Origin of the sequence: Streptomyces sp. NPDC001292 (assembly GCF_042896465.1) — a bacterium.
Taxonomy (GTDB): Bacteria; Actinomycetota; Actinomycetes; order Streptomycetales; family Streptomycetaceae; genus Streptomyces.
In genome coordinates, this window is record NZ_JBIAXG010000042.1 from 62,693 (window position 1) to 73,602 (window position 10,910).

16 protein-coding genes are annotated in these 10,910 nt (G+C 69.2%); 7 read left to right on the forward strand and 9 right to left on the reverse strand.

Translation table 11 applies throughout. The features are described 5' to 3' along the window. Positions 1-267 precede the first annotated feature (267 nt). A complete protein-coding gene (locus ACFY4A_RS33105) occupies positions 268-708 on the forward strand; it encodes a VOC family protein (RefSeq protein WP_390833019.1) in 441 nt (146 codons plus the stop codon). 259 nt (positions 709-967) lie between these two features. Here ACFY4A_RS33105 and ACFY4A_RS33110 read toward each other — a convergent pair whose 3' ends face one another. Then, complete coding sequence (locus tag ACFY4A_RS33110; RefSeq protein WP_390833020.1) at positions 968-1,639, reverse strand: formylglycine-generating enzyme family protein; 672 nt, start codon at positions 1,637-1,639, stop codon at positions 968-970. Between the two features lie 429 nt (positions 1,640-2,068). On the opposite strand from ACFY4A_RS33110, the gene ACFY4A_RS33115 reads away from it, so the two are divergent. Next, complete coding sequence (locus tag ACFY4A_RS33115; RefSeq protein ID WP_390833021.1) at positions 2,069-2,419, forward strand: DUF6233 domain-containing protein; 351 nt, start codon at positions 2,069-2,071, stop codon at positions 2,417-2,419. Here the strand turns inward: ACFY4A_RS33115 and ACFY4A_RS33120 are convergent. The 4 genes from ACFY4A_RS33120 to ACFY4A_RS33135 all read right to left on the reverse strand — a co-directional run bounded on the left by ACFY4A_RS33120 (position 2,385) and on the right by ACFY4A_RS33135 (position 5,962). After that, positions 2,385-3,320, reverse strand: coding sequence for a hypothetical protein (locus tag ACFY4A_RS33120; RefSeq protein ID WP_390833022.1), 936 nt, complete (start codon positions 3,318-3,320; stop codon positions 2,385-2,387). The genes ACFY4A_RS33115 and ACFY4A_RS33120 overlap by 35 nt on opposite strands. Positions 3,321-3,808: 488 nt before the next feature. Continuing rightward, positions 3,809-4,408: a phosphatase PAP2 family protein gene (locus ACFY4A_RS33125; RefSeq protein WP_390833023.1), complete on the reverse strand. Its 600-nt coding sequence runs from the start codon at positions 4,406-4,408 to the stop codon at positions 3,809-3,811. Between the two features lie 18 nt (positions 4,409-4,426). After that, on the reverse strand, positions 4,427-5,059 hold the full coding sequence (locus ACFY4A_RS33130; protein ID WP_390833024.1) for a DedA family protein: 633 nt from the start codon (positions 5,057-5,059) through the stop codon (positions 4,427-4,429). Positions 5,060-5,119: 60 nt separating this feature from the next. Next, the gene (locus tag ACFY4A_RS33135; protein ID WP_390833026.1) at positions 5,120-5,962 is read right to left on the reverse strand and encodes an undecaprenyl-diphosphate phosphatase; all 843 of its coding nucleotides are present in this window, start codon (positions 5,960-5,962) and stop codon (positions 5,120-5,122) included. A gap of 229 nt (positions 5,963-6,191) precedes the next feature. On the opposite strand from ACFY4A_RS33135, the gene ACFY4A_RS33140 reads away from it, so the two are divergent. Together ACFY4A_RS33140 and ACFY4A_RS33145 are read left to right on the forward strand one after the other, a co-directional pair. Continuing rightward, positions 6,192-6,818, forward strand: a complete 627-nt coding sequence (locus ACFY4A_RS33140) for a Chromate resistance protein ChrB (protein WP_390833027.1) — start codon at positions 6,192-6,194, stop codon at positions 6,816-6,818. After that, positions 6,815-7,258 (forward strand): YkvA family protein, encoded by a 444-nt coding sequence (locus ACFY4A_RS33145; RefSeq protein ID WP_390833028.1) that lies wholly within the window; start codon positions 6,815-6,817, stop codon positions 7,256-7,258. The genes ACFY4A_RS33140 and ACFY4A_RS33145 overlap by 4 nt, the downstream gene beginning before the upstream one ends. 1,118 nt (positions 7,259-8,376) lie before the next feature. On the opposite strand, the gene ACFY4A_RS33150 is transcribed toward ACFY4A_RS33145, so the two are convergent. The 3 genes from ACFY4A_RS33150 to ACFY4A_RS33160 all read right to left on the reverse strand — a co-directional run bounded on the left by ACFY4A_RS33150 (position 8,377) and on the right by ACFY4A_RS33160 (position 9,258). After that, positions 8,377-8,607 carry a YkvA family protein gene (locus ACFY4A_RS33150; RefSeq protein ID WP_390833029.1) on the reverse strand — a complete coding sequence of 77 codons (231 nt, stop codon included), beginning with the start codon at positions 8,605-8,607 and terminating at the stop codon, positions 8,377-8,379. 83 nt (positions 8,608-8,690) lie between these two features. Further along, positions 8,691-8,888 carry a hypothetical protein gene (locus tag ACFY4A_RS33155; protein ID WP_390833030.1) on the reverse strand — a complete coding sequence of 66 codons (198 nt, stop codon included), beginning with the start codon at positions 8,886-8,888 and terminating at the stop codon, positions 8,691-8,693. 151 nt (positions 8,889-9,039) lie between these two features. Next, a complete protein-coding gene (locus ACFY4A_RS33160) occupies positions 9,040-9,258 on the reverse strand; it encodes a hypothetical protein (RefSeq protein WP_390833031.1) in 219 nt (72 codons plus the stop codon). Between the two features lie 314 nt (positions 9,259-9,572). Here ACFY4A_RS33160 and ACFY4A_RS33165 point away from each other — a divergent pair, with 314 nt between their 5' ends. Beyond that, positions 9,573-9,797 carry a hypothetical protein gene (locus tag ACFY4A_RS33165; RefSeq protein WP_390833032.1) on the forward strand — a complete coding sequence of 75 codons (225 nt, stop codon included), beginning with the start codon at positions 9,573-9,575 and terminating at the stop codon, positions 9,795-9,797. A 20-nt stretch (positions 9,798-9,817) separates the two neighbouring features. Further along, positions 9,818-10,111: a type II toxin-antitoxin system PemK/MazF family toxin gene (locus tag ACFY4A_RS33170; RefSeq protein ID WP_390833037.1), complete on the forward strand. Its 294-nt coding sequence runs from the start codon at positions 9,818-9,820 to the stop codon at positions 10,109-10,111. Between the two features lie 206 nt (positions 10,112-10,317). Here the strand turns inward: ACFY4A_RS33170 and ACFY4A_RS33175 are convergent, their stop codons facing one another. After that, a complete protein-coding gene (locus tag ACFY4A_RS33175) occupies positions 10,318-10,368 on the reverse strand; it encodes a hypothetical protein (RefSeq protein ID WP_390833038.1) in 51 nt (16 codons plus the stop codon). 125 nt (positions 10,369-10,493) lie between these two features. On the opposite strand from ACFY4A_RS33175, the gene ACFY4A_RS33180 reads away from it, so the two are divergent. After that, on the forward strand, positions 10,494-10,910 hold a 417-nt coding region (locus ACFY4A_RS33180; RefSeq protein WP_390833039.1), incomplete at its 3' end, for a divalent metal cation transporter.

A 10,910-nucleotide genomic window follows, 5' to 3' on the forward strand; every position in this document is an offset into this window, starting at 1 on the left:
AGTGGCAACAGAGTGGGTTTGAGCAAGATTCACTGACAAAGAGGAAGATCGACTGTCACAGGACAGCGGCACAGCACATCGTCGATCACGCCTGCTCCTCTCCGGCTGTCCTGTGCCAGCGAACCTTGAGCGTGTGCCAACGAAATTTGAGTGGTGAAGGCCGCTCGCTGAGATTCGTGGCGCAGGATGTCGAGAACGTGCCACCGGCTCCGTCCCAGGGGCATCAGCGGCCACCACCGGCCGCACGCGGAAGAGGGAGAAACCAGCATGGCGATTCAGCGGATGGACAATGTCGGTATCGTCGTCGGGGACATGGATGCCGCCATCGCGTTCTTCGTGGAACTCGGTATGGAGCTGGAGGGCAGGGCGGAGGTCGAGGGCCTCTTCGCCGACCAGTGCACCGGACTCGACGGCGTTCGCTGTGACATCGCGATGCTCCGGACCCCGGACGGTCACAGCCGGCTCGAGCTGTCGAAGTACCGCAGCCCCGCGGCGATCAGCGCCGGGCCGCGCAACCGGCCGCACAACATTCTGGGCACGCACCGCGTCATGTTCGCCGTCGACGACATCGAGGACACCGTTGCCCGCCTGCGCACTCACGGCGCCGAACTCGTCGGCGAGTTGGCACAGTACGAGGACAGCTACCGGCTCTGCTACGTCCGCGGCCCCGAGGGGATCATCATCGGACTGGCCGAGCAGCTCAGCTGAACGGTGGCGGGGATCCGGTGCACCCGCATGCCCTCCGTCCACCACCCTTGACGACCAAACCCCCGTGCCACCCCAAACTTCGTTGGCACACGCTCAAGGTTCGGTGGCACAGGACACCGGCCCCCTTGTGTCCCGTCTCTGTCGATCTGGTCCGTGTCTCAAGTGAATGGGTCCGATTTGCTCGATGTCTCAGATGATCGACTCCCCCAGGCCGTTCGATCGTCAAACATCGCGTCTGAGGACGGACACGAACCGGTCGTCACACGAGGGAACGCGCGATGCGGAATCCGACGTCGTCGACCTGGAAGGTCGGGTGGCTGCGGCGCCGCGCGGAGGCCCGGCAGCTCCAGTGCTCATCGAACCAACCACCGCCACGGAGCACCCGGTAGGTGCCGTAGACCTCGGCGTCGTAGACATCCCAGCACCAGTCCCAGACGTTGCCAAGCATGTCGTAAATCCCCCACGAGTTGGGGCGTTTGCCGCCCACGTCATGGCTGCGTTCGTGTGAGTTACCGCGGTACCAGGCGATCTCGTCGAGCTCTCCGTAACGCGGTCCGGCCGTACCGGCACGGCAGGCGTGCTCCCACTCGGCTTCGGTCGGCAGCCGGTACCCGTCGGCGGACGCGTCCCACTCGATACCTTCGCCGTCGGCACGGAAGTGGTACGTGGGCGTGAACCCGTCGCGCCGGGACAGAGCGTTGCAGAACCGCGCCGCGTCCCACCAGGAGACGCACTCGACGGGCAACTGGTCTCCATGGGCGGTGCTCGGCCGCTGGCCTGTGATCTGGGCATACAGCGCCTGGGTGACCGGGAATGCCGCGAGCTGGTAGGGCGCAAGGTCGACCGACCAAGTGCGCTGTGTCCGCCGGTCCGACAGCGTCACCTGCCCCGGCGGGATGGCGATCATCTCGTTCCCCGTCATCACGTCCATGATCAGGAGATCCTAACGAGACTTGCCGGTGTGAAACGGCAGAGCCGAACCAGATCGAGTGAGACAGCACCTGGCAGCCAAGGGCCCCGGACCAGATCAACTGGCATTCCCGGCGGCGAGGCGTCTCAACCGATCTGGTCGCCGCAGGTCAGGGCTCTGCCCACAGGCCAGATCGTCTGAGACGGGACACCTTGGATTGCAGTCTTCCACCCTGACCGCAGAATCGAACATATACCCGATCTGCCGCCTGACCTGCCCCGTCTCCGCACCCTGGAGACCTGGCTCGTCCTCACCCTCGATCGGGTACGGCAGCAGATCGCCGCCACCGAACGCTGCGAGCAGGAGCGGCAGCGGGGTGAGCAGGCCCGGCCGCCCATACCCGATTGGATCCTCGAAAGCGGCCTCAACCGCGGCTCGCCGCCCGTCGCCGTGCACGTCGGGGGCTGCCACATGGCCGGAGGCGTACCCCGGGACGTCGCCCTGCGGGCGCTGACCGAGGGCGTCAACGCGTGCGGGCACTGCCGCCCGATGCTGCGCTCGGCTACCTGGACGGCTGAGCCTGACCGCGCGGTGGGCATATATCAGGCATCCCTTGAGGGGGTGTGGCCGGTAGCCCTTGTGGCTGCCGCGTACCACGCCACGCACATCTGCCACCACACCGCGAGGGGAGTTCCGTCCGCGGAAGCGCGCGAGCCGTACGGCGCTGCGAGGGCGGTATGGGTCCTGGCCTGCTACGCGACCGCCTTTAACCGGCTTGGGAAGGGCTGCCGCGTCTCGTGAAGCGCTCGGCACGGGCTCGCGCCGTCTCAGCGGCCTGGCGTGCCTGCTGTGCAGCGTGGTCTGTCTGTGCAGCTCGCTGGCGTGCGTTGTCCAGGTCGTTTCGCATGCGGCGTCGCAGTTCGACCGTGGCGTGGAGTTGCTGGGCCAGCTCGGTCGCGCGCTCCTGGAGTTCCCGCAGGGCTGCTTCGGCGCGCTCGACCTCCTCCTGCGCCTGGTCGTACTCTTCCTCGCGTTCCCGGGCGCGCTGCTCGGCTGCTTCCGCCTCCCGCTGCGCCTGCGCCGGCTTCCTGCCTGCCTCGTCCGTGGCGCGTTGCTTGCGGGCGATCTTGGCGTCGGGGCGTTCTGGCCTCGGTGGTGGCTTTCCCGCGCGCCCCCGGTGAGGTGCGACAGCCGGCCGGGCAGGTGTCTTGTTGAGCGCAGCCGTAGCCGCGGTGAAGCCGGCCGGAGGGGCAAGCGCCTTGACGAGTCGGCCGGAGGCCCATTTCTCCGCTGCCGCCGGATCGGCCAGAGCCGCCTGCAGGGTCTGTTCCACCTTGCGCCGCGCGGCGTGGCCAATGGGGTGTCCGGCCTCGACCGCCAGGGAGCAGGCCTGCTGGGACAGGGTGCCCATGAGGGTGTGCTGCTGTCGGCTCAGGCGCCTGAGCTGGGTGCGGGCACGTTTCTGGTGGGCTTGGCGCAGGCCTCCGCCCAGGCGGAGCAGCCGGGCGACCTGCTTGGGCTCGGAGTGGACCAGCAGGTTGCTGGCCCAGGCCGACAGCGTCGGGCGCTTCAGCGCGGCGATCTGAGCAGCCAGAACGGCATTCCCCGCTGCCAGAGCCTCGTCCACACGTGCAGTGCGCGCCCCGACGAACTGGGTCGGATGCAGCGTGTACAGCTCCGCAGCGACGCTCTCCAGATCCACGGCCCACCGCCGCCCTTCCCCCCTCCTCCGCCAAGTACAGCTTTGCATCATTTGTTAGCTCAAACCCCAGCGAAGTAGGCGAACCCCAGCAAGATCAATCTCGCTGGAATCTCCTGTATCTCAACTACTCACGCCCGGAGTACATCTGGGAGAAGTCCCTTGAAGGCCAAGCCTCCGCCCGCGAGCGCGGCACGGCGGGCGCCCTGAGGTCGTCGACGATGACATGGCCGCCTGCGCCCCCAGCCTGCGGGCCCACGGGGTCCCCTGTGCCGCAGATCGCCCAGAAGTTAGCCATCTCCTCGGGCAAGAACAAGGGTGAACACCCCTCGGTCGCCACCGTGTACCCATCGTTGCCGAGGACGACGCGGGCAGCGGTCCCGGATGCCCAGGGTCCCGACTCGCTGGCAGGCAGCCAAAATACGCTCGAAAGAGGCGACAGCGCAGGCCGGCACGAAGCCGACCGAGCTCGACGTGGAAGGGGCGGCCGGTCAGCGCGCGCGCTCTGTGTCGGCAGCTCGGGTCACGTTCCGCTCAGGGCTCCCGATACGGAAGGCCGCGACCGTGGTGGCCAGCACCGCCAGGCCAAGCAGCCATCCGGTCACCACGTCGCTGACCCAGTGCACCCCCAAGGCGATGCGGGTGAAGCCCACCCCGATCACCGTCACCGCTGCCACACCCCACGCCACCGCTCGCCAGGCCCCGCGCAGCGCGGGCCGCAGCAGGATGAGCAGTACCCCGCATCCGACCATGCCGGTCAGCGCGTGCCCCGAGGGGAAGGCGTAGCCGGCGGCGTGGTCCACCGGGTCCGGCAGTTGCGGGCGCGGCCGGGCCACCGCCAGTTTCAGCAGCGTCGAGGTCAGCGCCGCTGCCGTCATCGTGACCGCAGCCCACGCAGCCTGCCGGAAGGCATGGCGCCGCAGCAGCACGACGACCACGGCGGCGACTATCAGCCGCAGCGTCATCGGATCCCAGGCCACATCGGTCAGAAGCCGCAGCACCCGCACGTACAGGGGATGGTCCAGCGCGAACTGGTGGAGCGCCGTCACCGCGTTGACGTCGGCGTGCTGGACCCACTCGATGAACCCCATGCAGGCCTCGACCGTCCGTCAGGACGCGCAGCGCGCACTGCGCCGCGCCTTCAGCAGCTCGATCGCGATCGGGAGGACGGAGACCACGACGATGCCGATGAGGATCGCCTCGATGTTGTTCTTGACGAAGGCGATCTGCCCGAGGAAGTAGCCGAGGATGGTGACGCCCGAGCCCCCGACGCCGCCGATGACGTTGTAGAGGACGAACATGCGGTAGTTCATGTGGCTTACGCCGGCCACGATCGGGGTGAAGATGCGCACGTTGGGCACGAAGCGGGCGAGCACGATCGAGCGCGGCCCGCACTTCTCGAAGAAGTCGTGGGCCTTCTCCACGTTCTCCTGCTTGAAGAACTTCGAGTCAGGGCGGCGGAACAGCGCGGGGCCAACCTTGCGGCCGAAAAGGTACCCGACCTGGTCGCCGGCGATTGCCGCCGCCACGACCAGGGTGCAGACCAGCCACAGCGGCTGCGTGAGGTACTGCTGGCCCGCCACGAGCAGGCCAGTGGTGAACAGCAGCGAGTCGCCGGGCAGGAAGAAGCCGATCAGCAAGCCCGACTCGGCGAAGACGACCGCCAAGATGCCCAGCAGGCCGAAGGTCGAGATCAGGTAGTCGGGGTCGAGCCAGGCGAGGCCGAGCGCGAGAGTGGTCATGGGGCGAAGGCTCTTTGCGCGCATGGGTGCTGCGCGGGTTGGTGGGAGCGGGGTGGGCGGCTACTCGATGGCGCCGGCGGCGGGGGCCAGCGCGCCGGCAGTGACCAGGACCGCGATCACCACACCAAGGATGACGCGGTAGACCACGAAGGGGGCGAAGCTGTTGTTCGAGATGTACTTCAGGAACCAGGCGATGGCGGCGTAGCCGACCACGAAGGCGATACCGGTGGCCAGCAGGGTCGGGCCCCAGTCCGGGGCCGGGCCTTCGCCGATCTTGAACAGTTCCAGGGTGCCGGAGGCCACAACCGCGGGGATGGCCAGCAGGAACGAGTACCGGGCCGCGGCCTCCCGGGAGTAACCCATCAGCAGCCCCGCACTGATGGTTCCCCCGGAACGGGACACCCCAGGGATGAGGGCCAGCGCCTGGGCGAAGCCGTAGCCCAGGGCGTGGGGGAAGGTCAGCTCGGTAATCGGCTTGGCGTGGCGCACCGCCCGGGAGCGGTCGGCGACCGCCAGGATCAGTCCGAACACGATCAGCATGGCGGCGGTGATCCGCAGGTCGCGCAGGGAGGTCTCGATGGTGTCCTGAAAAGTGACGCCGAGGATGCCGATGGGCAGCGTGCCGACCATAACGAACCAGCCCATCCGGGCATTGGGGTCCTTGCGTCGCTCCGGCCGCACCAGCGAGACGGACCAGGCGCCGATGATCGCGGCGATGTCGCGGCGGAAATAGATCAGCACCGCGGACTCGGTGCCCAGCTGCGTGACGGCGGTGAACGCCGCGCCGGGATCGCCCCAGCCGAACAAGGCGGAGAACACCCTCAGATGGGCGCTGGAGGAGACGGGCAGGAACTCGGTGAGCCCCTGCAGCAGGCCCAGCACGGTGGCCTCGAACCAAGACATCGCGGATGCGCTCCACACGGGTCGACGAAGACGACGGCGCCCGGCCGGGCCTGGCCGGGTGTCCGTGAGACCGCACGGGGCAGCGGCCCCACGGACAGGCACGCATGTTACAGCCGTAACATGACGACTATGCGACACGGGCCCTGAATGGGCGAGGGGTCGCCAAGTAAGGCGCAGAGCGGAGCCAGGCGCCATCGGTAATGACGTTACGGACATATCATTCGCAATCATGAACGACGAGGAGATGATGAAGTCGGCAGGGAGCGAGGACGCCTGGCTGCTGGTGGCGGTAAGCACGGCCGGGGGCACGGACTCCTTGCGGGTGCATGTGTGGCGCAAGCTGCGCGGACTCGGGGCGGTGTACGTGCAGCAGTCGGTGTGTCTGCTGCCCGACCGCCCGCCAGTGGCCGGCGCGGTACGCAAGCTGGTCGACAAGGTGCGCGCCGAGGGCGGCACCGCCCGCTGTTTGCACGTGCGCCTGTCCGACCCTGTCGAGCGCGGCGAACTGATCGGCGAGTTCCGCCAGGCTGTGACCGTGGAGTACGGCGAGGTCCTGGAACGGCTGCCCGCCTTCTTCACTGAGATCGAAACCGAGACCGCCAAGGGCCGCACCACCTTCGCCGAGGTCGAGGAGTCCGAGGCCGATCTGGCCCGCTTCGAAGCATGGGTGGCAAAGATCGCCGCCCGGGACTACTTCGCCGCCCCGATCGGCGCCGAGGTCCGCGCCGAACTCGACCGAGCCCGCAAGGCGTTGAAGGTGTTCGAGGCCGCCGCCTTGGCCGCCGAGACCACACCCGACACCGGTTCGGGCCGTGGCCCGGTCCGGCTGCGCGCCGTGGAAGGGCACCGGCTGTGAGCACCTGGCTGTCCATAACTCCGGCCGTGACCGGCGGGTTGCTGCTGTTCTGGCTGCTCACCCTCGCGGCCCTGGCCCTTGTCCGCCCGCGCGGCGGCCTGCTCACCGAGGCGATCCGGCTGCTGCCCGACCTGCTGCGGCTCATCCCCCGCCTCGCCCGCGACCAGACTCTGCCTCGCGGGGTACGCGTACGGCTGTGGCTGCTGCTGGCCTACCTGGCGATGCCCATCGACCTGGTACCCGACTTCATCCCCGTCCTCGGCTACGCCGACGACGCCATCGTGGTCGCAGCCGTCCTGCGCTCTGTCGTCCGCCACGCCGGAGCCGATGCTCTGGCTCGGCACTGGTCCGGCACCGACGACGGGCTCACCGCCGTTCGCCGCCTGGCCGGCCTGCCCGCCACCCCGGCCCAAGAGCACAGCCGTGAAGGACGATCCTGACCCTCCTGACACTGGCGGCGTTCAGCACTGCCCCGCTGTCGGCAGTGTCCTGCTGCCGGTCTTCACCGCCACCCTTGGCACCCGCAACGCCGACGACGAGTCCGGCCAGCAGCGGCGCGAGGAGGTGCGGGGCGGGCAGTACAGGTTCGGTCACCTCGCCTGCGGCACAGGCCCCGAGCGCGACGGCAAGCAACCAACGGCACCGCCATCGGACGCGGGCGGTCGGGGCGGTGCGGCGGAGCGAAACGATCAAACTCGACACGTTACGGATAGTGCCAGCTTCTGTTCTGTGTGTAACATTCTGCTGGTGGGAGGATGCATGCGGCCATCGATCCTTGTCCAGGAAGCCCGCCGTCGAGCGCGCCGCGGACCGGCGCCCTGGAGGCCGGACGGCCTTCCACACACTCTGGGCCGCCTGCTGAACGGGGCCGCCATCGGCTGGCATCCGCCCGGCACCCGACCCACCGTCCTCGACCCGAACCCCTGCCGTCTGGTGCTGCGGGATCCGCTCGGCGGGACACTGACCGCCAATCGCCCCACCCTCCCGTTCACCCGTCTGGAGCGGCTCGGCGCCCGGCTGTTGACGATGCTGACACCCGGCGGCGTCCGGGCCTCCTGGCCTGCCGGGCACCTGCGGCTTCCGGGAGACGAGGCAATCGCCCTGCGGGCGGTGCGGTGGTCCGACCGGCGGGCGGTCGCCGCCCTGCATGCCGCGTGCGCGCCGCTGCCGGTGTCCGGCTGCCGCGCGGCTGCCGAGCGCCTGGTCTCGCCCCGGATGGGTTGCGGGGTGCTCGCCGAGACTCCGGGGAGGCGGCCGGTGGCCTTCGCCGGTCTGCTCCTCGACGGCGAGGGCGCGGAACTGGCCCTGCTCATCGGCCCCGCGTGGTCGGCGCGGGGCTCGGCGACGTGCTCCTGGCTGAACTCCTCGACGCGGCCCGCCTGCTGGGCGTACGAGAGGTCTGTGCGCACACCGGCCCCAGTGATCCAGTCGAGGCCACCGCGTGCCGAGTCGGCCTGCCGGTGGCGGTCGCGCGCGACGCGGTCGGCGCCACGCTCACAATCCGCCTCGCCGACATGCTCCAGGCTCCGCTCCCGCAACCGGAGGGCGGGGTACTGGTTTACCGCTGTGGATCAGACAGCGCCGCCGACGTGCCGTCGGTGGCGCGGTTCAGCCCGGTCAGCCGGGACAGCACGGCGAAGCCGTCGTCGGTTCCGGGCCAGTGAGCGCGTACCGCCTCGATCCCGGCCCGCCGTACGACGGAGCGCAGGGTGAACGCGACGATGATGGCGTCGTCCGCGTGGCCGATGACCGGCAGGAAGTCGGGGACGAGGTCGATCGGCAGCACCACAGCGCGATCAGCAGCGCCCCCCAGACAGCGAGCACGCCAGCACGGTCGCGATGAGTATGCCCCACCACACGTGACTGCCCCTTCTACTCCGCGCGCAGCTTCGCCGAGGCCGGCAGCACGTTCTCGTCGGACTGGATGCCCGGGTGGGCGCCGGCTTGCGCGGCGATCGCCGCGTCCTCGAAGGCGGCCAGCGCCGCGCGGCACTGCTCCACTGCCTCCCGCGCCGCCACACCGGCCAGCGCGCGCGCCGACCTCCTGGCCGACCGCCACGCCGGACTCATCGACAACACCGTCCTCGACGAGGCCGTCGAGCACCGCGGCCCCTTCGCTTGAGCGGATACGCGTATTCAGCGCTGACGGGCCCTGTCTCCAGGGGGTCTTCGCGTTGATGAGCACGTGCCGGTTGGGGGTCTTCGGCCAGAAGGTGCAACGTTAATCGAGCCAGGCCAGCAGAGTCTGGTGGGGCAGTTCGCCGAGTCGTTGGGCATGCCCGGCGAGAGTGATCCGGCGGTTGGACAGGTCGAGGTCGTCCAGGGTGAGCCGCCGGATTGCCGTGGCGCGGGCGGCATGGACGGCGGCCAAAGCGATGACCAGCCGCTGTGCCGGGGTGACGGCGATCCGCTGGACGGCGAGCACCTCGGCGTCGGTCATCGGCCAGAGCCAACCCACGCCTCCTCGACTGCACCCAGGCTGAAGAAAGCCCGGCAGGGATGAGGCATACGCACTCCGCGCGAGGTTGGGTCAGAACGGGCCACGCTCACCCGGACGAGGGAACACGCCCTGGTGCAGGCACTCTCCAGGCACCGGCCGGTCGTGGATGAGGCTGGGAACTCAGCGACTATTGCTCACCCACGTAGGGGCGAGGACGCCTCCTGCGGGGCTCGCCGGGAGTGGCCCGGTCGTCGGCGCCCTGCTTCTAGGCCCAGGACTCCTATCCGTGTCTTCCGAACGGTAGGATCGTTGGCATGACGACACCCAAGGAGCAGGCACGGGGGAAATACAGCGTCACCCTCCCGCCGGAACTCGCCGAGCGTGCGCAGGGCATCGCCGGCCCCAACCGGTTCTCTCACTACGTGGAGAAGGCGCTGCGTAACCAGTTGGTTCACGACGGCATGGCGGAGTACGCGCGACTGCGTGCGGACGGCCCCATCGACGACGTGCTGGACGCTGCCGAGGCGGACGCTGCGTGATCGAAATCTTGCGGGGATCGGTGTGGCGCGTGCCCACTGTGGGCCGGGAACGAACCGTGCTGGTCCTTGAGAACGACGCCGTGATCCGGCTGCACCCGGGCGGCATCGTGTGCGCCATCATTCAGGAGGCGGAGGACGCGCGGGACACTCTGGTCACTGTCCCCATCGACCGTCCGGTGCGCGGTGTCGTCATGGCCCCTGACATCGCGGGCTTCCGACCTGAGCGGTTCGAGCAGGGCAAGCTCCTCGGCTACGTCTCCGACGTCGACATGGAGCGCGTCAGCCGCGCTGTCCGGGCCGTCCTCGACCTGTAGCGGTAGATCCCTCACGCCGCCGCCGCTCTGCCGGACGAGGCGGGGACCAACCCTGGGGCTGAGCCTGTCGGTAAACGTCCAGTTCGACACTCAGCCCGTACCTTGCACCGTGTGTCACGGATAGGAGTCCGGGGCCGATGAGGCGCGGCTGTGGCGCCGGGAAGTCCCGCCTCGCTTGCTCGTCATGCCTGGCCAGCGATCAGGAGCTACAGCGGCACAACCTGCTCGGCCTGCGGCCCCTTGGCCCCCTGGACGATCTCGAGCTGAACCCGCTGCCCCTCTTCGAGCCGCTTGCCTCGTACGCAACCGGCTCAAGTGCCTTCAGCACCGGCCCGACACCCTCGGCGGCTTCATAGCGGGCACCGAACGATCCGGCGTCACCCTGACGAGCCAAAGTCAGGTAACCACCGCCGCCGCGATCGGCGGCACCGGCCCGCTGGTCTCCGCCGCGCAGGCCGCCGAGGCCCTCAAGCCGGTGGCCGGGCAGAACGCGGAACTCCTCTTCGCGCTCGGCCTGATCGGCGCCTCCGCTCTTGCGGGCGCGGCGATCCCGCTGTCGGCCAGTTATGCCATCGGCGAGGCGGCTGGTGTGGAGCGTTCCGTCTCCCGCAGCTTCCGCGACGCGCCGCTGTTCCTGGGCCTGTTCACCGCGCAGATCGTGCTGGGCGCCGCCGTGGCGATGACCCCGGTCGACGTCATCCAACTAAGAGTTCACGCGGATAGGCGTGTGGTCAGGGTCGGCGGTTCGGGCGTTCGTCCCAGCGGTGTGACGTCCATGCCCGTCGGATCAGGCTACGCA